The sequence below is a fragment of the Chryseobacterium sp. G0201 genome, from assembly GCF_003815655.1.
In the GTDB taxonomy this organism is placed as follows: Bacteria; Bacteroidota; Bacteroidia; order Flavobacteriales; family Weeksellaceae; genus Chryseobacterium.
This window is the reverse complement of sequence record NZ_CP033917.1, coordinates 4231133-4254380: the sequence shown is the minus strand read 5'-3', so window position 1 is coordinate 4254380 and position 23248 is coordinate 4231133. Positions and strand designations below refer to the sequence as shown.

General features: G+C 31.7%; 26 protein-coding genes and 1 pseudogene. 8 read left to right on the top strand and 19 right to left on the bottom strand.

The features are described 5' to 3' along the window. Positions 1–16: 16 nt before the first annotated feature. The 7 genes and pseudogenes from EG348_RS19055 to EG348_RS19025 form a co-directional block, all read right to left on the bottom strand. Complete coding sequence (locus EG348_RS19055; RefSeq protein ID WP_123984535.1) at positions 17–406, bottom strand: DoxX family protein; 390 nt, start codon at positions 404–406, stop codon at positions 17–19. 20 nt (positions 407–426) lie between these two features. After that, a pseudogene (locus tag EG348_RS19050) lies at positions 427–1003 on the bottom strand (YdeI/OmpD-associated family protein). Between the two features lie 65 nt (positions 1004–1068). Beyond that, complete coding sequence (locus EG348_RS19045) at positions 1069–1542, bottom strand: SRPBCC domain-containing protein (RefSeq protein ID WP_123984534.1); 474 nt, start codon at positions 1540–1542, stop codon at positions 1069–1071. Positions 1543–1547: 5 nt separating this feature from the next. Next, positions 1548–1871, bottom strand: a complete 324-nt coding sequence (locus tag EG348_RS19040; protein WP_123984533.1) for an ArsR/SmtB family transcription factor — start codon at positions 1869–1871, stop codon at positions 1548–1550. A gap of 722 nt (positions 1872–2593) precedes the next feature. Then, positions 2594–3259, bottom strand: a complete 666-nt coding sequence (locus tag EG348_RS19035; RefSeq protein WP_123984532.1) for an SCO family protein — start codon at positions 3257–3259, stop codon at positions 2594–2596. After that, positions 3228–3539 carry a toxin-antitoxin system YwqK family antitoxin gene (locus EG348_RS21955; RefSeq protein ID WP_228414785.1) on the bottom strand — a complete coding sequence of 104 codons (312 nt, stop codon included), beginning with the start codon at positions 3537–3539 and terminating at the stop codon, positions 3228–3230. The genes EG348_RS19035 and EG348_RS21955 overlap by 32 nt, the downstream gene beginning before the upstream one ends. A gap of 284 nt (positions 3540–3823) precedes the next feature. Beyond that, the gene (locus tag EG348_RS19025) at positions 3824–4600 is read right to left on the bottom strand and encodes a YHYH protein (RefSeq protein ID WP_123984531.1); all 777 of its coding nucleotides are present in this window, start codon (positions 4598–4600) and stop codon (positions 3824–3826) included. Between the two features lie 294 nt (positions 4601–4894). Here EG348_RS19025 and EG348_RS19020 point away from each other — a divergent pair, with 294 nt between their 5' ends. From EG348_RS19020 to EG348_RS18995, 6 genes are all read left to right on the top strand, one after another. After that, complete coding sequence (locus tag EG348_RS19020) at positions 4895–5575, top strand: XRE family transcriptional regulator (protein WP_123984530.1); 681 nt, start codon at positions 4895–4897, stop codon at positions 5573–5575. A gap of 247 nt (positions 5576–5822) precedes the next feature. Next, positions 5823–6314, top strand: a complete 492-nt coding sequence (locus EG348_RS19015) for a hypothetical protein (protein WP_123984529.1) — start codon at positions 5823–5825, stop codon at positions 6312–6314. A 530-nt stretch (positions 6315–6844) separates the two neighbouring features. Beyond that, positions 6845–7840, top strand: coding sequence for an SDR family oxidoreductase (locus EG348_RS19010; protein WP_123984528.1), 996 nt, complete (start codon positions 6845–6847; stop codon positions 7838–7840). Positions 7841–8109: 269 nt separating this feature from the next. Beyond that, positions 8110–8499, top strand: coding sequence for a hypothetical protein (locus EG348_RS19005; RefSeq protein WP_123984527.1), 390 nt, complete (start codon positions 8110–8112; stop codon positions 8497–8499). Between the two features lie 119 nt (positions 8500–8618). After that, positions 8619–8789, top strand: coding sequence for a lmo0937 family membrane protein (locus EG348_RS19000; protein ID WP_123984526.1), 171 nt, complete (start codon positions 8619–8621; stop codon positions 8787–8789). Positions 8790–8971: 182 nt separating this feature from the next. After that, positions 8972–9922 carry a bifunctional helix-turn-helix transcriptional regulator/GNAT family N-acetyltransferase gene (locus EG348_RS18995; RefSeq protein ID WP_123984525.1) on the top strand — a complete coding sequence of 317 codons (951 nt, stop codon included), beginning with the start codon at positions 8972–8974 and terminating at the stop codon, positions 9920–9922. 52 nt (positions 9923–9974) lie between these two features. Here the strand turns inward: EG348_RS18995 and EG348_RS18990 are convergent, their stop codons facing one another. From EG348_RS18990 to EG348_RS18950, 9 genes are all read right to left on the bottom strand, one after another. Then, positions 9975–11438: a LytR/AlgR family response regulator transcription factor gene (locus EG348_RS18990; RefSeq protein ID WP_123984524.1), complete on the bottom strand. Its 1464-nt coding sequence runs from the start codon at positions 11436–11438 to the stop codon at positions 9975–9977. Then, positions 11435–11938, bottom strand: a complete 504-nt coding sequence (locus EG348_RS18985) for a hypothetical protein (protein WP_123984523.1) — start codon at positions 11936–11938, stop codon at positions 11435–11437. Before EG348_RS18985 ends, EG348_RS18990 begins: the two co-directional genes overlap by 4 nt. A 23-nt stretch (positions 11939–11961) precedes the next feature. Next, positions 11962–12756 (bottom strand): caspase family protein, encoded by a 795-nt coding sequence (locus EG348_RS18980; protein ID WP_123984522.1) that lies wholly within the window; start codon positions 12754–12756, stop codon positions 11962–11964. A 23-nt stretch (positions 12757–12779) separates the two neighbouring features. After that, positions 12780–13388 (bottom strand): hypothetical protein, encoded by a 609-nt coding sequence (locus EG348_RS18975; protein ID WP_123984521.1) that lies wholly within the window; start codon positions 13386–13388, stop codon positions 12780–12782. A gap of 5 nt (positions 13389–13393) precedes the next feature. Then, positions 13394–14488, bottom strand: coding sequence for a hypothetical protein (locus EG348_RS18970; RefSeq protein ID WP_123984520.1), 1095 nt, complete (start codon positions 14486–14488; stop codon positions 13394–13396). Next, positions 14485–14901, bottom strand: coding sequence for a hypothetical protein (locus tag EG348_RS18965; protein WP_123984519.1), 417 nt, complete (start codon positions 14899–14901; stop codon positions 14485–14487). Before EG348_RS18965 ends, EG348_RS18970 begins: the two co-directional genes overlap by 4 nt. A 37-nt stretch (positions 14902–14938) precedes the next feature. Continuing rightward, complete coding sequence (locus tag EG348_RS18960; RefSeq protein WP_123984518.1) at positions 14939–15607, bottom strand: YEATS-associated helix-containing protein; 669 nt, start codon at positions 15605–15607, stop codon at positions 14939–14941. 235 nt (positions 15608–15842) lie between these two features. After that, entirely contained in the window at positions 15843–16427 is a 585-nt protein-coding gene (locus EG348_RS18955; RefSeq protein WP_123984517.1) for a TIGR00730 family Rossman fold protein, read from the bottom strand. A gap of 232 nt (positions 16428–16659) precedes the next feature. Further along, complete coding sequence (locus EG348_RS18950) at positions 16660–18048, bottom strand: MFS transporter (RefSeq protein WP_123984516.1); 1389 nt, start codon at positions 18046–18048, stop codon at positions 16660–16662. Positions 18049–18191: 143 nt separating this feature from the next. Here EG348_RS18950 and EG348_RS18945 point away from each other — a divergent pair, with 143 nt between their 5' ends. Further along, positions 18192–18662: an Lrp/AsnC family transcriptional regulator gene (locus tag EG348_RS18945; protein ID WP_123984515.1), complete on the top strand. Its 471-nt coding sequence runs from the start codon at positions 18192–18194 to the stop codon at positions 18660–18662. A gap of 474 nt (positions 18663–19136) precedes the next feature. Next, complete coding sequence (locus EG348_RS18940) at positions 19137–20399, top strand: CynX/NimT family MFS transporter (protein ID WP_228414784.1); 1263 nt, start codon at positions 19137–19139, stop codon at positions 20397–20399. A gap of 18 nt (positions 20400–20417) precedes the next feature. Here the strand turns inward: EG348_RS18940 and EG348_RS18935 are convergent, their stop codons facing one another. The 3 genes from EG348_RS18935 to bioA all read right to left on the bottom strand — a co-directional run bounded on the left by EG348_RS18935 (position 20418) and on the right by bioA (position 23224). Beyond that, positions 20418–20984: a sugar O-acetyltransferase gene (locus EG348_RS18935; protein WP_123984514.1), complete on the bottom strand. Its 567-nt coding sequence runs from the start codon at positions 20982–20984 to the stop codon at positions 20418–20420. A gap of 11 nt (positions 20985–20995) precedes the next feature. After that, entirely contained in the window at positions 20996–21703 is a 708-nt protein-coding gene (locus EG348_RS18930) for a YetF domain-containing protein (RefSeq protein ID WP_123984513.1), read from the bottom strand. A 228-nt stretch (positions 21704–21931) separates the two neighbouring features. Continuing rightward, positions 21932–23224 (bottom strand): adenosylmethionine--8-amino-7-oxononanoate transaminase, encoded by a 1293-nt coding sequence (gene bioA / locus EG348_RS18925; protein ID WP_185145484.1) that lies wholly within the window; start codon positions 23222–23224, stop codon positions 21932–21934. Between the last annotated feature and the right edge of the window lie 24 nt (positions 23225–23248).

Below are 23248 nucleotides of genomic sequence, written 5' to 3'. Positions count from 1 at the left end.
ATTTATTCAAAAATAATTAAACAAATTTTCTGTCAGCCGGTCTGAAATACCATGAAATTATGGTAATAATAAGGAGTAATAATGGAGGAAAAGTTTTCCCAATCGGATCCCCGACAATAATATGTGAAACCAAAGCTCCAGACATTGCAAAGAAAAATCCTGCATAAGCCCATTCTTTTAATAAAGGATATTTTGGAATTAAAGCTGCAATGACTCCCAATATTTTCCAGATTCCGACGATGGTCATCAAATAAATTGGGTAACCGAGTTTTGTGAAATTTTCTACTTCATCTTTGTGTTTCATCAGTTGAACAATGGCTGTAGAAAACATTCCCAAAGACATCCAAAGAGTGAAAATCCAGTAGATGATCTTGTTTCTTTTTGTTGATTTATTTTGTGTTTCCATGTTTTTTAATTATTTATTAATTAGTCATTTAAGCCTTTTCCGATTAGAATTTGAGGGATATATTTTTCTATTCTTGATTCTCGGGTTTTTGCTTGTTTTGCTGAAGAAAAGTGGAGTAGATAGGCTCTCTGTCTTCCCGGTGTTAAGGCTTCGAAAGCTTCTTGCAGTGCTGAATTTTCATCTAATTTTTTTTGAAATTCTTCCGGCATTTCAAATTGTTTGGTTTCTTTCATCACTACTTTTATGCCTGATTTTTCTGCTTCAAGTGCCTCAAATAGGTAAGTTTTAATAACTTTTTCTAGATCAGCAATTTGTTTTAAATCTGTAAATCGAATTTGTCTTGCAGCCTGCACATTTTCAGATTGTTGAATCAAAATATTGTTTGTATCATTCAATAAAGCACCTTTGAAAAATAAAAGCGCGCAGTATTCTTTAAATCCGTGGATCAAAAAGATGTTTTTGTCGTGATAGGTATAGCAGGGGCATCCCCATTTTAAATCTTCCTCAAGTCCCGTCTCCAGAGCGATTTCTTAATTTTTCAAATTCTTTCTGCCATTGTTTGGCTTGGTCAAAAAAGAAATCAACTTTTGGGTTCATGTTTTTAGTTATGAATTAAGATTTATAAATTATGAATGATTGATCGTGAATACTAAAAATTAACTTTAATTTCTAGCTTCTTTAGAAAAAATTTCCTGTAGACGATTGTGGGCCATATTGATACCTTTAGCAAACGGGAGTTTTAGTATTTGATCTCTGTAATCAACTGATTTATAAATAGTTTTAATTACTATTTTGCTCGTATTTTCCATTAATTTTTCAAATTCTAAAAACTCTAACTGTGCCGGGAAAGGGGTATTTTCCATCTGAAAAGTTCTTGTAATCGTTTGATTTGGAATAAATTCGTGAATTGTTCCGTTGGCGCGGAAAACTACATCACCTTGAGGATTTAATGTTTCAAACTGATATCCGCCATGTTGCTGATTATCAAGCTTTAAAACTTTTGTTCCCATCCATTGTTCAACCAATTCGGCTTCTGTATAGGCTTTAAACAATAATTCTAAAGGCAGATCAAACTCTCTGGTAATGAGGATTTCCTGTTTGTTATCTTCGGCGTGTATTTTTGTTTTTAGTTCCATATTTTCTATTTTTTCTGTTGATAGGCTTTCATTACGCTTTCAAGTTTGTTGAATCTATCGTCCCACATTTGTCGAAAAGGCTCTATAAAATCAGCAATTTCTTTCATTTTATTTGGATTTAGATGATAGATAATTTCACGGCCGTTTTGTTCCTGAGACAATAATTCACATTCTGTAAGGATCTGAAGATGCTTTGAAACCGTGGGCCTGGCTGTATCAAAATTGGAAGCGATAGTTCCTGCAGTCATTGATTGTGTTGCAACCAGCATCAAGATCGATCTTCTTGTAGGATCTGCTATGGCTTGAAAAACATCTCGTCTTAAATTCATTATGTAGCTATTTGACTATAAATATATACGAAGTCATTTGACTACGCAAATATTTTTGCATAAATTATTGATTTTGAATAATAAAAATATCAAAATTCATAGAATAACCAAATACGCGACTAATTTTGAGTCAGGTATTATGCTATGTGAATGGAATTACAGAGGTTATATGAGCAAAAATAATTTTAACTATAAAAACTCTAGGTAAATTACAAATTTAAGACTTAGGAGTGGATAGTTATACAAACGTGTACTCTCTTTATATTAGGATAAATAAATCCTATAATTTATATTATGTTAAATTGATATTATTTTCATTTTTTTATTTTTATTAAAAGCTTAATATTTAATTAATTACTGTATCGATGAATTAAATATTGCTATTGCTCTTCAAAATTCAAGTGCTTTTAAAATGTTGGATTATAATATTGCTTTTTGATATTTTTCAGTGAATTGGTACATCTACTCAGGTTTTTATTTTTAATAATGAGACTAAAATTCAAAGCTAAGTAATAAAACTTTATTGTATTCAAAGCTATAAAAATTGTGTATTGAAAGATTTGTGGTTGAAAAATTAACTCACCTCTTCCCTTACATAAGAAACAACTTAAAGGGAATGAAAGCGAGCAACAGACATTTTTTGATAGTGGCTTTCACCTATAATTTTAAGAAATTTCTTAAATTATTATCCAAAAAGTCGATTAGCCTTGGTAGTGAAAGTATTATTTTTCAGTGCTTAATGTTCTAATATCGTCTAATAATTGTTCCATTTCGAAAGTCAATGTACCATTGTAAATTCCACGAATTCTCTTGTTTTTGTCTACCAAAACAAAATGTTCTGTATGCAAAAATTCTGTACTGTCTTTGCTAAATCCTATATCTTCTTCTGCAAAATAAGATTGTCTTGCTAATTTGTAAATATCTGCTTTATTTCCTGTGAGAAAGTGCCAATTTTTATTTTCAATCTCGTTATCTCTTTTGTACCTTTTCAGAACGTAAGGTTTGTCTATCCAAGGTGTAACCGAAAAAGACAAGAAAACGATGTTTTTTTGGTTTGCTAAACTATCACTCACCATTTTTAAATTTTTTGTCATTGTAGGGCAAATACTACCACAAGAAGTGAAAATAAAATTAGCAATATGAATTCTACCTTCAATTATTTTTTGATTTATTAGAACGCTGTCTTGATTTAAGAATGAAAAATCATCAATTTTGTGACTAATTCTTTTCTCAACCAAAGCTTTGTTGCTCTCAAAAATGGGTGTAAATGTAGGTTCATTATAATAAGGCAATGCAACTTTTTCTTTCTTATTTTTATTCTGATTCTGATTCTGATTACAACTTATAAACAAAACACTACTTAACAATAAATATACTATCCGATACATTTCTACAATTTTTAGTTCCTAATAATCCATATCTTTTCCCCTCAATAATTACATAATTGGCTCTTATTTTCCCGTTATCGTACCAAAGTTTTTGCGTTCCGTTTTCTTGCCCGTTTTTGTAGTTAGCAAAATGAATTAATTTGCCTTCTACATTCCATTCTTTCAATTGTCCCTCGTACACATCGTCTTTTGCTATAAACTCGAATTTTTTATTACCATTTTCCCAATATGCAGTTTGTTTTCCATTCTTTTTCCCGTTCGAGTGTATGCGATATTCCATAATTTTGCTATTAGGATACCATTTTTTTTCGATATCACTTTGTAAACCATTAAAATAGCCTTGAATAGATAATGTGTCTAAATTGTTTGAATATAATTCATACAAATAACCTGAGTATCTTTTGTTATTTGAAAATACAGTGTCATTTTTTATAGAAATGTTTGTTGAAGATTTCAGTATGTATATTTTAGGAATGGATTGATTTGAAAATTGAACTTCTCTTGATTTGTTTTGAGAACATGAACAAATCAAAAAAAATAAATTAAAATAAAAAATAATTCTCATTATTGCGTAACAGTTCCTGGTGTTCCATAATAGCCGTTTCCATTCAAATATGGTGCATCTGCTGTAAAATGATAATGATATATTCCATTAGGAAAGTCAACTGTTGCATGTGTATGCCCGTGGTAAGCATCTAATGCACTACTTGTAACCGTTGTTCCGTTTTCTTCTTGTGGGCCATAAACAGGAAATCCGTCTAATAAAAACCCCATTAAACCTGATTTTGTTGATTTTACAGTTGTTAAATATAAAGGTTCAACATGGTAATGATATTGCGATGTTGCAGTAGGGTGTCCATAATATTTATCAAAACTATTAATTTCAGAAGTTAACACTTGATTATTTGGGCCTGCATATTGATTGTATAAAGCTACTCCATTAAGTGCTACTCCGATAGCACCAAGCGGTGTTGCTGAATGATTTGTAGTAACAGTTGGATTAACGGGAATTTTAAAAGTAAAATTTTGAGTTGCAATTTTATTTGGGTTTTGCGTAAAAGTTCCCCCTCCAAAAGTTGTTCCACTATATGCTTCATATAAAGCATTTGTTGTTGGATAATAAGCACTTTTATGGTCAGGTACACCATTGGTTTTAATGGTTATAAATGTTCCATCACTGGTGATGCTTGTTGCACCATAAATTTTTGAATAAACTGCTGAAACTGTATTATTCCCATTAGTTGGTGTTGTCGTGTCATCATCTTTACTGCAAGATGAAATACTAAGTGCCGCAATAGCTGCAAGTACATGGTTTTGGATTTTAGTCTTATTAATGGTCATAATAATTTATTAGTATTTATTGTTGGACGATTAAAATTGAAAAAAGTTAAAATTGATTTTCAGATTTTATAGATGTAATGGTCAAAATATTTTTGCTAATGCACAAATATGTGAAAGTTTTACAAAACAATAACTTATGGTCTTACATCTTTGTAGATAATCAAACGGTTTGTTCTTTATAAGCCAAGCTAATGAAATTATTTATAGCTTTTTATCCACAGTTAAGCCTATTTTTACTATAAAATTGGTGATGTCGAATAAACAATTTGTATTTTCGCGATCTAATTTTTAATAATGTCAATTTTTTCAGAAAACATCAGGCTTTTGCGAGGTAAATTAGGAATCACCCAACGCGAATTGTCTGAGCAGATTACCATAACCACTTCACGATATATTTCCTACGAAAACGGCAGATCAAAACCTCCTGTCGATGTATTGATCAGGATTTCAAGATTATTTCATGTAAGCATTGATTTGTTGCTATCTGTTGATCTGATAAAATATCCTTTGGATGATATGTTGAAACTTCCGGATAATAGAATTGTGTTGCCTGTTGTGGTAGATCAGAAAGGGAATGAAAGTATTGAGATTATTCCTCAAAAGGCTTCTATGGGATATTTGAGGGGGTATAGTGATCCTGAATATATTGAAAGTTTGGAAACGATTTCTTTGCCTTTTTTGAAGAATGGAAAATTCAGGGCTTTTCCTGCCAGTGGAGATTCTATGCCTCCATTTAAGGATGGGTCGTTTATCATTGGAAAATATATGGAAGGAATTAATGATTTAAAATCAGGAACTTCTTACATATTTGTGACCTCAAACGACGGAATTACTTACAAAAGATTAAAGTCAAAAAATACAGGTTTTATCACCGTTGCTGCTGATAATACATTTTATGAGCCTTATGACATTCCTTTTGAAGAAATTCTGGAAGTATGGCAGTATGCATCTGGGATTTTCCCACAAGATTTTTAATATACATTACATCAATTATCTTTCTGTTTTTACCTTTAATAAGTTGGAAACAGAAAGATAAGTCTACTCTACTGATTAGTTTAAATTAAATAATTTATAAAACCATAATCAAATATTTGATTATGGTTTTATAAATCTGATCATTGTTATTGATTTCCATATATTTTACTTCTAAAAATTTAAAGCAACAAATTCGTGTCAGTAAAATAAAAATATTATATTTATTTCCGAAAAAAAATGATAGGTTATGCCGACTGATGCGTCTCACAAGCTGATTCCGATGACAACTTTTGTTATTGAATATTATTCAAACGAAGGATATGCTGATCTTCAGACATTACGCTTGATGAATAATTATGCTAATTTCTTAAAACAGCCTTTAACTCTCGGAATGTTTGTTCCGGTAGATCCACAAGGGAATGTGCTGAAGGAACCAAAAAACTATGCAATATGGAAGTCGCTCGAGCATAATGACGGAAAAAAAAGCGATGCTGTTGGCTTTGAAGAATATAGGATATATCAAACCGCAGAAAGAAACTGCTTGTTTGAAGGTTTTGAATTGGTGTACAACGGATATTCTGTTGTGCGTATTATTAAATCAAATAATAATTCCGTTGAATTGTCCTTTAGCAAGAATGATTTAAAATGTTCAACATTTAAAGATATTGAGGCATTTTCTGTTTTAGATGAAATATCATTAACTGCCAAAGCATTAAAGACCATCGGATTAAAAAAATGAATTAAATTCCGCCAATTCCTATAACATTTAGAATTTTGTCAGCGGATGAATTTGGATTATCTTTTTGACTGTTTTGGTTTTCCATATTGTTTTTTATTATTAAATGTTTGTTTGCAAAGTACGAGAATCAAAGTCTATTAAATTTAAAGGAGATAAAATCTTCGTATCATTCGTTACTAACTCAAAACCTCTATTCTACTTTTCCAAATTTTCTTTTGTCATACCAAAAATGTTAGATGAAAATCTGTAACTCTTCAGAATGTTCAAGTTCTATATCTTGCATTTTGAAAGGTTAGAATTTTAGGCTCAGTTATTTTAGAAGTATTTTTTTTAATGGTTTTTATCAAAAATAATAAATAATTTAGATAAAGACGAAATATTTAATTGAGATTCAGAACGTCATGATTTTTATTTTAAGGGCTAAATTTTAGATATTTATATATTAATCAATTATAATGAAAGTTTTATAGGTGTATGGCATAATAATAGGTTCTTTTTAGTTAAGTACAATCCTTAAAACCATTCACAACATGAAATCAGATCATATATTAGAAAAAAGCCTTAGAGGAAAAACAGTTGTTATTACAGGCGGAAGCAGCGGCGTAGGAAGAGCGGTTGCTGAAGCATTTGCACTGGAAGGTTGTAACATTGTTATTGCTGCGAGAGGTAAAGAAGCATTGGATGAAACGGTAAGTCTTTGCAGAGACCTGGATGTGGCGGCGATCGGTGTGCCTACAGATGTTTCGGTAGCGGAACAGGTTGAAAATCTGGCTCAGACAGCTTTACAGTTTAACGGTAGAATTGATATCTGGGTAAATAATGCCGGTGTAATGGCCAGCGGAAAATTTGAAGAGATCCCAATGAAGCTTAACGAACAGGTGATCAAAACAAATCTGTTTGGCTATATGCATGGTGCCTATTCTGTATTGCCTATTTTCAAAAGACAGAATGAAGGTATTCTTATCAATAATGTTTCGATTGGCGGATTTATGCCTGCTCCGTACAGTGCGGTGTATTCGACAACAAAATTTGGAATTCGTGGGATGATGGAATGTCTTCACGGAGAAATTTCAGATTTCCCAAATGTTCATATTTGCAACCTCTATCCTCAGATCCAAAGGTCTACAGGTAATATGCATTCTGCAAAGTATTCGGGACTGGATTTTAAAATCCCCCCATTTGCCGCAGATCCAAGAGATACCGCAGCGAAAATAGTTGAATTAGCAAAAAATCCGCGTAAAGATCTGTTTCCGGATGCAGTTTCATTAATTCTTAAAAATGTGTATGGATTATTTCCAAAACCGATCATCAATATTGCCTCCGCGGGAATGAGATTAATGATGAAGGTAAAAAAAGCTCCTTCCGATGACGGAAATGTTTTATACCAATCATCAGAACCTCACAGAATTTATGGTGAAACCATGCTTCCGATTCCTTCAAAGAAAACAAAAATGGCTGTTTTAGCCGGAGTTGGCCTTGGATTGGCCTATATGTTATTGGCAAATCGGTCTTCAAATAAAAAGTAAACAAAGGAGAAATAAATAGCAAAAACATCTTTCAAATTGAGAGATGTTTTTTGATGTATAATTGTTTTCATTTTATGCAAAATTCCGGCATACCTACTTATGAATCAATCGATAAAAATGAATTGATATGATCCGTTAAAAATTTAATTTTGATTTAAATTTTTAATGATCGGCTTCTTTGGTCTTATTATTGGAAGTATTTAATGGAAATGATAGACGTACTGTCTTTTCATACCTTTTCAAAAACAAAAATCACTAAAATATAAAATATGGAAGCTAAAGAAATATCAAGAATTGCTCTTGGAACCTTTTTAATTACTGCAGGAATTGGTCATCTTACCTTTGCAAGAAAAGAATTTCAGGCTCAGGTTCCGGATTGGGTTCCTTTAAAGAAAGATGATACTGTAGTATATTCAGGAATTGCTGAAATACTTTTAGGTACAGCAGTCATTGCAACTCCTAAAAAGTATAGAAAGACGATGGGTAAAGTTGTTGCAACATTCTTTGCTGCCGTTCTTCCGGGAAATATTGCTCAATATCAGAACAGAAAAGATTCTTTTGGTTTGAATACAGATAACCAAAGATTGGGAAGGCTTTTTATGCAGGCTCCGTTGATTGGCTGGGCTTTGAAATCTACTGATAATTTAGAGAAATCTTAAATTTTAAATAAAAATATAAGTCGCTATTTATGTGTTTATTATTAAAAAAACGCATTCATATTTAATAAAAGGCATAGTATATGCTAGTATTTAATCGAATCACTTAAAAAATTACTATTATGAAAAGTTTATTATGGTTAGTAGCAGTCATTTGTATTATTGTATGGCTATTGGGAATGTTGGGTATTGTACCAGGAATCAGTACGGGTTATTTAATCCATGTTTTATTGGTAATTGCCATTGTTGTAATTCTTTATAATATTATTTCGGGCAGAAAACCGCTTGATTAAAAATTCAATAATTAATCTTACATTATAAAAAGATGTTCGTCAGCTGATGGACATCTTTTTTATTGGAAAAATTATCAGTAAAGAATTATTTTATATATTTGCATAACTGATTATGTAATTAATTATTTAAATGAATTGAAAGTGAGCATTTTTATATTAATTATAAATGAAAAATAAAGCATATGGATTTTTATAACAGAACAGGAAAAATGGCGATAGGAAGCAGATTAAGGTTACTTACGGGAAAGGTAACTGAAGATGCTGCCAAAATCTATGAATTATACAATATAGAATTTTCTCCAAAATGGTTTCCTGTATTTTTTATTCTGGCAGAAAATGGAGGAAAAACAGTTACAGAAATTGCTGAAGAGATTGGTCATTCCCAGCCGTCTGTTACGAAGATTATCAAAGAAATGACTGCAGCAGATCTCATAAATTCAAAATTACAATCTGACGATAAAAGAAGAAATGTTGTAGGATTGACCAAAAAAGGAATTGAAATTTCCAAAACCCTGCAAATTCAATATATAGATATAGAAAATGCGATTGAAAAGATGACATCCGAAGCTACACACAATCTTTGGGAAGCTATCGCAGAATGGGAGTTTCTTTTAGAAAAAAAATCGCTCTTCAAACGAGTTCTGGATCAGAAAAAAGATCGCGAAAGTAAAGATGTACAGATTGTAGAATATCAGCCTAAATATCAGGAAGCTTTTCGATCTCTGAATGAAGAATGGATCTCAACCTATTTTGAAATGGAAGAAGCCGATTACAAAGCATTGGATAATCCGAAAGAATATATCTTAGATAAAGGCGGAAAAATATTTGTCGCGTTGTACCATGATGAGCCTTTGGGAGTTTGTGCTTTAATTAAAATGAATGACGGAAATTACGATTTTGAAATGGCAAAAATGGCTGTATCACCCAAAGCACAAGGAAAAAGTATTGGCTGGCTTCTTGGGAAGAAAGTAGCTGATACTGCTAGGGAATTAGGCGCTTCAAAGCTATATCTTGAAAGCAATACGATCCTAAAACCAGCTATTAATCTGTATTATAAACTAGGTTTTGAAAAAGTCGCCGGGCATGCTACGCCTTACAAACGCTGTAATATTCAAATGGAATTAATACTATAAAAAAGCCTCCACTATAGGAGGCTTGAGACAAGTTTTTGAAGTTTAATATAAGTTATTCAATATTCTTTTTAAAATTTCTAGATAAAGGAATTTCTATTTTCCCTTCCAGAAAAACGGAGGTTCCGTTATTGGAAATAATCGAATTTTTGTTAATAATAAAAGATCTGTGAACCTGCGTGAAGTTGGGTGGCAATTCTTTAATAATCTCAGAAATTTTACCTCGTACAAATTCTTTCTTCTTCGATGTATAAAGCTGTAAATAATGATCTTCGGCTTTGATATACAAAAGTTCCTTGAGGTAGATCTTTGTTCTGTTTTTCAATACAATATGATCTTCTATGACCAATTGTTTTACCTTTTCCAGCTCCTGAATAGTCTGTGTATGCTCAATTTGCAGAGATTCTTTTTCCAGATCCAGTTTTTTCTTTGTATGGTCTACCCTCTTCCATCGAATGAAGGAATACATAGCGATAAGAAAAACTAATCCTATCAAAACAAAATACAGTATTTTATTTTCCTGATAACTCATTGCTATTTTTTTTAGGGAGGAGATCTGTTTATCCTTTTCAACTACTTGATATTGGGTATTTATTTGATGAATGGCAATATTTTGCTCTGTATCATTTATTTTTTTGTTTAAATGAGTGTAAAGAGAATCATATTTTTTTCGGTTTGAATGATCGTTAAGATGGTCATAACTTTCCTTTAACTTCTGATATAGAAGCCTTTTGGATTTTAATTCATATTGTTCAATAGGAACTGCTTCAGCTTTCAGGAACCAAAAAACAGCCTCATTATATTTTTTTTGAATGAAAAATGAATTTCCATAATTGTAATAAAGAATGAATAACTCATATTGTATTTTATGTTTTGAAGCTAAGTCAATTCCCTGAATAAAAAACTTTTCTGCTTCCTGAAAATCTTTTTTTGTATAATTAAAAAGTCCGAAATTATTTAAAATTTTCACTCTTGTTTCAAGATCAGTAGAACTTTTACTGTAAGAATAAGCAGTATCTAAAACTTTAATGGCCGAATCAATGACATCGACATTTTTTCTTTTATCAAAATCAAATTCATAAAATTTTTCAATTGCTTTTTGATTGTAGGCTAATGCTAATCTTTCATTTGACCTTGTTTTGGAGGCATAATTATAGTAATCATTAAAAAAAGTATATCCATATTTGTCATAGTTTACCTGTGAAGAAATTACTTTATGAATTTCCAGCGACAAATCGTGATACTGATTTTTATAATTTAATTTTCCAAATAGATCCCTGCTTTTCATGTAGTAGTAAAGCGCAGAGTCTTCCTGATTGAGATATTCAAAATTTTTGCCCAAAACATAGTTGTATTTTGCCAACTCTATTGAGGATTTTTCTTTAAGAATATTCCTTTTTACTATGACTATATTTTTGGGGAACTCATCAAATTTTTGATTCTCGAGATAACCGTTCAAACTCTGAGCTTTAATGATGATTGCAGAAAATATAAGGAGTATATATTTTATAATTCTCATGGAAGTTCTTCTATTCTCACGACTCCTCCGTCATGTGTTTGGCGTGGGATGGGGCTCATCCCATCTCTACAGATATCATCTACCGGATTATCTTCATGAAATTTTGACCACTCATCAGAATAATCTAAAAATTCTTTTCCTGTGATAATTTCGTTATACTCAAATTTTCTAAGTCTTGCTTCAAAATAAGGGATTAATTTCTCAAAATCTCTGTAATCAATCTCATTTAAAAATGAAACTCTTACTTTATCATCTTTGCTCCACCCTAAGTCATTTTTAAACATAAAATCATATGTAACCGTGTCTGTACCTTCTGAAATACAAGGGTTTCCGGGGTTTTCATTGGAGATATTTAAAACAACTCCTTTCAAAGTACTTCCGGCTTTTGTTTTAAGATTCAAGACTCTTACACCTCGAAATTTGAAAGGGCTTACATTAGAAATTCCACTCAATGTTGCTTCAACTTTTATGAAGTCTTTTTCAATTTTAATTGTACTCATGGTTTTCTTTTTTATATGGTTTATTAGTTTGTGCTTAAGACCAGTTTTTTTGTGAGAAAAAATTCTTTATCTAAAAAGTTTTGAATTTCCCTGTCTATAAAAGGTTGATTATAGGGAAGTCTTTGTGCAACTTCGTTTTTTACTCCTTCAAAAAAATCATTAAAAGTTCCGATAAAATCACCGTCATTATACATCTTTTTAAATGCTTCTGTAAAAGGACTTAATTGATCTTTTTCGGTGCTGTCCATAGCTATATTTCGATCTTGAGAAGAGGAAATATGATTCATTAAAATGTTCGCTTCTTTTAACTCTTTAAAATGCAACTGAAAGCTATTGAGAAAAGGAAGTACATCACGTAAATGAAGGTTAAAGCTTTTTTTGATACTAAAGGTTGGAGAAACGGATTTTTTATTTAAAGTTCCGCCATAACAACAGTCTGTTACAAGTACTACTTTAGAATTTTCGGGAAACCACGACCAGCAGTTTTTTAGTTCATCATCTATGAAATACCTATCATACAAAACTGCAATCTGATCATAATGCGTATTTTCTTCACCTGAAATATCATTAATAGTAAAACCATGTCCGCAGTAGGTTACGAAAAAAATATCTTCCGGAGTTATTTTCTTTGAAATGGTTCTAAGCGTGTTTAATAACTTGAGACTTGTGGCATTTTCTCCCAATAACTCAATTGCTTCGAAATCATTTTCTTCTGCAATTTTTTTGTAAAATTTTGCATTGGCTTCCGGGGAATTTAGACTATTGTTACTAATGAGCAGGGTTTCATTTAACCCTATGTGTAACGAATATTTTTTCATGGTATGTAGTTTTTTATTAGTTTTTATCCAAAATCTCTTTCATTTAATAAGGTGTAGGTAAACTTATTTCCGAAAGCATTTCTTGCGTTTTTACATTTAAGCATGAATTCCTGAAAATGTCTTGCATCTGCAAAAACCTGGCATCCCGCTGAAAATTGAGTATTGTCTGAGTTCCAATCTCCATTAAGCGGACCTTTGTGAATATTAATTCCAAACATTCCAGTATCAATTATTGTTGTTGGTTTAATATCTAAATTTCCATTTTTATTATCATCCCGATAGACTTTTACATTTCCTAATCTTTGACAAACAGCATCATATTTTCCTTGATGTTTATCTATACAATGTGTTCCTACATATTGCCCTTCCACCAAAATAGCTGTTCCACTGCTGTTAACAGGATTTTTCAAATAGTGTGTGCTAGGATCTGTGGTTATCGGATAATAATTCACATGCCAGTTCCCCATAAAGTTATGAAAAACAACTAAAGTATCGTCAAATTTTTCATGTCTTAATGCTTTATTTCTTATTCCCACGATGTTGATGTTCCAATCTACTTCTGGAGTGTTATAAATTCTGTATTTTTTAGAATTCATAACATGCAAAATGCTGTTGATGTTTGGCTGGATCATGGTGATTAGTTTTTTGTTTTAGGATTGTTTACAAATCCCCAACTAATTCCTAAAAAAGTAATTAAATTGGTATTCGAAATTTCAAAGTTTTTTCCAAATCCTCCATTGAAAGTCAATTCATCGCTGAATTTCCATTGAATTTGTCCGACAGAGCGATAATCTCCTCCATCACCATTTCTTTTAACATATTCATAAGCTGTCGAAAATTTCTTACTCAAAACAACCTGAAGTTTAAGTCCAAAATCTGTAAATTGACTGGTAGATAGTATTTTATCCTCGATGTAATTATCTTTTAAATATCTTAGAAAAAAGTAGAATTTAAAAAAACGAGTATAGTCTTTATTTAAATTAAAAGATAAACCAAGCGTAGACCAAATTCCATATCTATCTGTTTTAAAAGAAGAAATTCTGTTATTTGGAGATATTGAACTGTAAGCACCAGATACATCTAGGGTTACCATTGGGTTTTTTAATTGATTTATAAAACTTGACAATTTTTCTTCAACTTTCAATTCTTTTTTAATATTATCCTTTTCTTTTTCAAGTAGTATTGTATATTTTTCATATTCGTCTGTAGTTACAGATGGTTCATCAATACCTTTTTCTTTAAGTTTTACTTTAGCCATTTCAGTTATTTTATCATCATTAGCTATTGCTTCAAATAACTCATGAAGCTCTTTAGGAGAAGAATTGTATAGTGTTAAAATATTTGTTCTTGCTCCAAAGGCTATAGTTGTTGCAGAATCTTTGGGGATAGCATTCAATGAAAGGGTTATTTTACTTAAATTATGAAAACCACTACTTTCATATTTAAAAGTTGAATCTTTATCTTTTAATCCAAAAAATTCATATCCTTCATACTTCTTTTTATTAAGATAATAGAAAGGTGTGACTTCTACAGAAAGGTTTGATAAGTTATTGGTATTTAAACTTAGCTGTTTAGGTATAGAGTTTGCGAAAACTATACTTGGGCTGTTATCAAGTAAAGCCATACTAACCGATTGAGTATTATCAATATCTTTTATGCTCAGATCAGTTCCAGATTGCGATTTTATAAGTATGCAACAAAATATAAAAATCGTTTGTATTGTTGTTTTCATATTAAATCTATAATTTTTAATAAAATCACTTTATTTCCTCTTTCACTTTGAATTGGTATCAACTTATCATAAGAATCATAAGTAATATCTCCTTGGCTTCCACCACTAATTTTATAATTAAATTGAAGCAATTTTAAAAGATCTTCCAAATTGTCTTCATCTGCATATCCAATATGTGATTCAATTACAACCGTTCCTTTTTTATGATAAGATTCTGTACCAATCAATGTTTTAGGTATGTTAATCTTGGAATCTTTAGACGATGTAATAGTTGTTTTATGGAGATACAAGTCTCCTATTAGTTTATACTCAAGCTGTAAAAATGTGCGGAGTGGAAATAGTTCGATCACATTAGATAAATTAAAACTAGCATAGATCTTATTGTTCGTATTCCCTGTTTCATACTTTTCCATAATTCTGATTTTTATTTGGTTATTGTTTTTTAGTGTTTTATTCCATAATTTTCTCAGCATCCTCAGTTAAAGCCACTGCTTTTTCACCTTTTCGAAGCTCGATTTCTTTTACAAGATTGTTGTTTTTAAGGATTTCTATTTTTTTGTCGATTTCGGTATTGTCTTGGTTAACTTCAGTTTTGATGAGATCCAGAGGTCTGAATTTATTCTCCTTATTTTTGATAGAATTCATGATTTCTGCATAAGAAGATGTTTTGAATTTCTCTAATTCATTAGCATTCATTTGTGTATTACTTTCTGTGCTCACGGCGATTGTTTCTACAGTTTTGCTCAGTTGTTCGTTTTCAGATTTTACCTGTTTAATTTCTTCCTTTAAATTTTGAATTACTTTTCCTGAAATAGTATTCAGAAAAGTGAGTGACGAAAAAGAAGCAATGATGCAAAAGCCTGAAAAAATTAAATAATTGGAAATGTGATTTTTTTCATTCACATAAATACTTTTTACAATATCGCTGGATACAAGATTTAAAAAAAGAGGTACGGCGATAGAAGCAATAATTCCAAGACAGATATTTTTTGATAAGACAACCCAGTTGCAGGTTGTACCTCTCAATGTGTTTCCTACTCCGCCAACGATTCCGCAAATGAGCATGATAATAATGAGATTATTTGTTGGCCCGCTTAAAAAAAATACTGCTGTTAACATGGTTATTAGTTTTTGTTTTCTGAGACAAAGTTTACTATTAATCAGGGTTCTAGCAAATAAATGTCGTGAATGACACGAAAAATAACGTGAGTGGTAACGATGAATTTCATAATTATTAATTCAGATAATAAAACAGACTTTTAAGGGGGAAATATTTGAATTTTGAACTATAGAAAACAAAAAACCATGAGGAAATTCCCATGGTTTTAAACAATATATTAATTAAAAAATTTAATTAGACTTTATCTTTCGAGATCCATTTATCAACTTTTGGAGCTTCGTAGTTTTTTATTTTATTTAAAAGAGCTTCGATATTTTCATCTACAATCAGCATTTTTTGATTGATTTCTTTCAGAAAACCTTTGTCTACCATTGTTTGAATCATATTTAATAATTCGGTATAAAATCCATTGATATTTAAAATAGCGATGGGTTTTTGATGCAATCCCAATTGAGCCCAGGTTATCATTTCAAAGAATTCTTCCAACGTTCCATAACCGCCAGGCAAAACAATAACGCCGTCCGAAAGTTCATTCATTTTGGTTTTTCGTTCGTGCATTGTTTCTACTAAGATAAGCTCGCTAAGTTGGTTGTGAGCAATTTCTTTTCCTTGCAAAAAATGAGGTAAAACACCAATGGCTTCTCCGTTATGTTCCATTACTCCATTAGCAATGGTTCCCATCAAACCTACGTTGGCTCCACCATATATCAATCCGATTTTTTCGGAGGCCAATTGTTTTCCTAATTCGTAAGCTTGTTCTTCATAGATTTTATCAGTTCCAAAACTTGATCCACAGAATACAGTGAGTCTTTTTATCATTTCTTTAATTTTAAAGGATTGAAAATCAACAATATTAAATTTTGTTTTACTTATATAAACGAAGTGCCTTTGTTTTTCTTTAATTAAGAGATTTATTATTTAAAATTCTTTGTTTATCCTTGCGATAAATTTAAACACAAAGATCTGATGAGCAACAGTTAAAAATTAAAATAAACAAAGCCGTTTCACTTATTTTTGAAAAACAAAATGTAAAAATACAACAGTAAATATATTAAGATATGGCCATTTCTGCTCTTTTAGTTTTCACTTCTTTTACCACTAAATAAGCCAATATTCCGATAGCACAGACTGCATAAGTTGTTAAAATTCCCAAACTTAAATTCCCAACCGCCCATTTTGATGGAAATAGCTGGCTCATTAAGGTCATAAAAGATAAACCTATCCCTGCGCCTAAGAAATAACTTGTACTTGTTAAACTAGAAGCAACTCCATAATCCGAAGATTCTACATCCTGAATTCCCAAGATCGATAAACTTGTAAAACAAAACGTCATTCCAACTCCTGAAATACATGCTGCGCCTAATAAAACACTTGTTAACGGATGACCAATATAAACCGATATAAATAAAGATAAAGCTCCTATTAACATAAAACTCCATCCCAAAATTCCCATTTGAGAAGGATTCATTTTCTTGGAAATATGAGGAAGTACAAATTTTGAGATCAAAGCAGACATCAAACTAAACGGAACCAACATTAATCCGGCTGAAGCTGCGCTGTGATTCATATCTTTCTGCAACATCAATGATATCAGAAATAAAAATGAAATGAAAAAGGCTCCCAATGCAAAAAATGTAAGATTAGAGATAACCAACGATCTGTGTCTGAATAATTGCAGATCAATTAAAGGCTGGGCAACCGTTTTTAATCGATAAAAAACCAATCCTAACAACGCCATTGATATTGCTAAAGAACCAATAACCTGAATCGGCTGTTCTTTGATGTGGAATAACTCATGTGTTCCATACGTTAAAAATAACAGTCCCAAAACGAGTAGTATACCTGATACAGCATCTGTTTTTTGAACCATCGTATTCTTTTCATCCTTTGGTAGATATTGGTAAGCAAGAATTAGAGTAATTAAAAGGATCGGAACATTGATCAGGAAAACCCAATGCCAGCTCATGTAAGTACTGATAATACCGCCAATAGACAATCCGCTACCCGATCCTATCGCTGCAAATGAGCTGAAAACGCCTAAAGCACGGTTTCTTTCCTGATTTTCTCTGAAAGTATTCGTAACAATAGATATGGCTGAAGGCATAATAAACGCCGCTCCCAATCCTTGCAAAGCACGGAATATTGCTAAAACCTGAAAATTAGTTGAAAGCCCTGCGCCTAGAGAAGTCAACATGAAAATCAATCCTCCAATGAGGAATATTTTTTTTCGTCCGATTTGATCAGATAATTTTCCGCCAATGATTAAAAATCCACCAAAAAATAGAACATACAAAGTCTGCAACCATTGAACAGTATCCGCTCCAATACCGAATTGCTCCTGAATGGATGGGATTGTTAAGTTAATGATAGCAATATCAAGGGCTTCCACAAAAGTTCCAATAGATGCTAAAATTAATATCAGGTTTTTTCTTGATTGCATGTTGTTCTAAATTTCTGGCAAAATTACTATTATTAGAACGTTTGTGAAAATTATGTGTTAAATTTGGAACATATATTTTTTTAAGCTATTTATAAAGAACAAATGTGCTTTTAATTATCTTTTAAACCTTAAAAATAGAACAAATGGCCACCGAAAATTATTCAGTTGACGAAAAAGACCTTTCTATACTGCGTTTACTACAGAAGGATGCAAAATTGAGCATTAGAGATATTTCTGCGAGAATTAATCTTAGTCCAACGCCAACGCATGAGCGTATCAAGCGTATGGAAAAACAGGGAATCATTAAAGAATACACCGCAATTCTCGACCGTAAAAAAGTGAATAAAGGCATGATGGTCGTTTGCATGATCGCTCTGAATGCCCATAATAAAAGCATTGCAACAAAATTTATAGAGGAAGTAAGCAAGCTTAAAGAAGTTGTTGAATTTTACAATATCAGCGGAGAATTTGATTTTATGCTGAAAATTTTAGCACCCAATATGGATGAATTTCATGAGTTTTTTGTGAATCAGCTTTCTGAGATCGAAGGAATAGGACAAACAAAAAGCATCTTTGTAATGAACAGTATTAAAGAAAGTTCTCAGATACTCTAATTTTTAATAATAGTTTTAATATTAATTGATTTGTAAATTTTAATTAATTTTAATAATATGATTAACGGTTATTTATGAAATTATTTTTATGATATATCTTATTTGAATTAAGAAAATAATGTAGATATTTTCATCTATTTCGTTAGATAAAATAAATATTTTAATCAATTATGTAAATTTTAGGTGAAACCTAATATAATTTGCTATATTTGCGGATCGAAATAATTTTTTTTCATCATTTGTGTTTTTTTAGACCTCCTTTTTGGAGGTCTTTTTTTGTTTTAAACCAAATTTTAAATAATTGATTTTCAATGTTTTATGATTTTATTTTTAATTTTAAAACAAAAATTTTGTATTTTATACATTATGTTATATCTCAATTTGGTGATTATGTTTTAAGTTCTTATTTAAATTAACACTTTTATGATTTAAATTATAAATGAACGAGTCAATTTGTCGTTTCATATTTAAAAAATGGCAAACTTAAACAAACTGACAGTATTAATTTTGCATCAAAATAATTCTCTTGCGATGACAAAGACTGAAAAAGGAAAAAACATTTCTTATATTTTACTGATTATTAATGTATTGGTAGTAGTATTGGTTTCAAGTAATCTTCGATCACCTATTATTTCAGTCGCTCCGGTATTGAGTGATATACGTACAGCTTTGAATCTGGATAATTTTCAGGTGAGTATGTTGACCTCTATTCCACTGTTTATGTTTGCGACGTGCTCGGTTTTGGTGAGCAGATTTTCGCATAAGTTCAGTATCAGTCGGTTTTTGATGTATTCATTGATTATTTTAAGTTTTGGATTGTTTTTAAGAATTTCGGGTTCTCTTTGGATGTTGTTTTTAGGATCAATATTTATAGGCTTAGGAATTTGCATCGGCAATGTAGTAACTCCGGGATATGTCAAAAATAATTTTCCAAAACATATAGGTTTAATGACAGGGGTTTTTGCTGTTTCAATGAATCTTACGGCGGCGTTGGCATCAGGTTTCAGTGTAAGAATCGGAGAATGGACAGGTTTCGGATGGCGCGGTTCACTAGGGATTTGGTTGGTTATTGCGATTTTGGGGCTTATAGTATTAACTCTTGAAATAATATTTAATAAAAAGAATACTGATCAAACGAAAACGGCTTTAAGTGTTTCAGATTTTAATATGTTTAAATCGTCCCAAGCCTGGAGTATCAGTGTTTTTATGGGATTGCAGTCTTTATTTTATTATTGTCTGATGACCTGGCTTCCATCGTTGCTGACAGATTTTAATATGCATGCAGAAAGTACAGGCTGGGTTCTTTTTGTTATCCAGATCACGATGATTCCGGTTGCTTTTTGTTGCCCAATCATTGCGAGTAAGATGAAGAATCAGAGAATTTTGATTGTTTTTATTTGCTCTTTAATGTTTGCAAGTACGATGATGTTTGTCTGGTTACAATCTCAATGGATTTATGTAAATGCTGTTATCATCGGAATTTCCAACGGATTGTCTTTTAGTTTATCCATTTTATTCTTTTCAACAAGAACAAAAAATAGTGCGAATGCTATCAAAATTTCAGGAATGGCGCAGTCTGTAGGATATCTGATTGCTGCGTTTGGTCCACCAGTTTTCGGAAAACTACATGATTGGGATGTTTCCTGGAAAAGTTCGTTCTACTTTTTAAGTGTTACGGTGATTTTGATGTTTTATTTTGGGATGAAGGCTGCAAAAAACAAAAATGTTGAAGATTAATTTACATTTCGATTATATTTAATCATTTTCTGTGATCTGCCTTAAAACTTTACAGGGATTTCCTACAGCGATTACATTATCCGGAATATCTTTGGTGACAACACTTCCTGCACCAATAATGGAGTTATTTCCAATAGAAACTCCCGGTAAAACCACTACATTTCCTCCAAACCAAACATTATTTCCTACAGAAATGGGATGTGCATATTCCAGACCCTCGTTTCTTTGGATGACATTGATGGGATGGCCGGCAGTGTAAAAACTACAGTTGGGACCAACAAAAACATTATCTCCAAAACTTACTTTAGCACAATCGAGAATTACAAGATTATGATTGGCATAGAAATTTTCTCCGAGTTCTATATTATAACCGTAATCGCACCAAAAGGGTTGTTCTATTAAAAACTGCTCCTTTGAATGTTGAATAATTTGCTTTATCAGTTCATTTCTTTTTTCTGTATCAGAGTTTTTTGTTTGATTGTATTCATGGCACAAATCTTTGCATTTCACTCGTTCATCAATTAATTCCTGGTCGTAATTAGCATTGTATAAAAGTCCTTGGGCGCATTTTTCTTTTTCAGTCATAGATTTTTCTTTTACGTAATTCTTTTTTTATTGCTTGCGGGAATCCACTCGTCTTTTTGGCATTTTCTGCATTTATGAATGTCTCCGGGAGTTTTTATTTCTGTATGTCCGCAGAAAATGCAGGCATAATGATCGTCTTTTTCTATCTTTTTTAAAGGCTTTTCTAATGAATTAGGCATAATTGGAAGACCAAATTTCACATCTTTATCTTCATAAAAGAAAACACTGATCTCTCCGGAAATTTCTTCTATGGCGGTTTCTACCTGACCTAATTGTGAAACTCCTCTCAATCGTAATTCTGCAAAAAATTCATCACTTCCGAGATTTTCCTTTTTAAAATTATCTATTGCAAATTCGCCATTTTCAATTAAACAGATGGATTTTCCTTCAAGCAATTGCTCAAAACCTTTGTACTTTCCGATAAAATAAGTGATAATACTGTAGAGTAAAATAATGACAATGAAAACAATGATTGAAGAGATAATTCCCACATCTTTATTGAACATTGGGTCTCCGGCTGCCGATCCCAGGCCGATGATCACTACAAGCTCAAATAAGGAAAGTTGTTTTACTCCTCTTTTCCCCAAGATCCGCAATCCGATAATGATCGTTAAAAACATGATTGCCGTACGCAATATGATCTCCAAAATAAATGACCACTCTTCATGACCCATTAATAATTCTTTCCAGTTAAGGTTTAATAAAAATGTCGATAACATAGAAAATTATTTATGATCACGAGTTCAAAAAATAAGCCAATCAGTCATTGGATTTGTTTTAAACTTATATAAAAAACTCGAAGAGAATGTTTTTTTTGTTGGAGAATTGTAAAGCGCAAAGATTTTATTTTTATAACCATTTAATTTCCATTAAGTTTGTCATTCCGGAGGAATCTCTACTATGCTTTATTTACGACATGGATATTCCGCCGGAATGACAAGGTGTGTTTATGCTTTCATTAATTCTTCCTCAATTTTAAATTTATCCAAAACCTCCAGAATATTTTTATAAGTAAACTCTAATTCCTCAGAAGTAATACAATAAGGCGGAACCAGATACATTACATTTCCTAAAGGACGCATGATAATTCCTCTCGAGAGAAATTCGTCATATAAGATTTTCCCTATTTCATTAAAATAAGAAGTTCCTTGATGTGTTTTAAATTCCCATGCTATAATAGTTCCTGTCTGACGAACATTTTCAACGTTAGAATGTTGTTTTAAAAGAATTGAAAACTGAGAATGCTGTTCAGATATTCTTTGGATATTGTGTTGAGTTTCTTCATTCAACAATAATTCCATACTCGCCAAAGCTGCTGTACACGACAATGGATTTGCGGTAAAAGAATGCCCGTGAAACAATGTTTTATATTTATCTTCAGACAAAAAAGCATTGTAAATTTCATTCGAACAAGTGGTAATTCCCATAGGTAAAGTTCCGCCTGTCAAGCCTTTTGAAAAACACATGATATCAGGCTTTTCCGAAAGATGATTGGCTGCAAAAAGCTTTCCTGTTCGTCCAAAACCTGTAAAAACTTCATCCTGAACCATTAAAATTTCCTGTTCTCTGCAAAACTTCATTAATTCGTCTAAATCTTGAGCTTCATACATCAACATTCCCGCCGCTCCCTGAATTAAGGGTTCGTAAATAAAACAAGCTATGTCAGTTGCATACTTTTTAATCTGATTTTTTAAATTTTCCAGATTTTCAGAAGTTGGAGTATCAATGAAAATAACTTCAAACAGCATTTCCCCGAAAGGTTTTGTCCAGACACTTCTCCCGCTTACAGACATGGCTCCAAAAGTATCTCCGTGATAAGCATTTTTAAAAGCTAAAATTTTCGTTTTTTCTTTTCCAAGATTATAACAATATTGAATGCACATTTTCAAAGCCACTTCAACGGCTGTTGATCCATTATCAGAGTAAAAAACTTTCTGTTGGTTTTCAGGAAGCAGTTTCAATAAATTTTCGGAAAGTTGTATGGCTGGTTCATGTGTAAAACCGGCAAAAATAACTTGTTCTAAGGTATTCAACTGCTCGGAAACACGTTGTGCAATATAAGGATGAGCATGCCCATGCAGAGTTACCCACCATGAAGAAACTGCATCAATATATTGCTTTCCTTCATGGTCATAAAGATGAACACCTTTTCCTCTAACGATAGGAATGGCGTCGTTGGCGGTTTTCATCTGGGTGTACGGATGCCAGTTGACGGCTCTGTCACGTTCTTGTAAGTTCATAAGCAATGGATAATTGGTAATGAG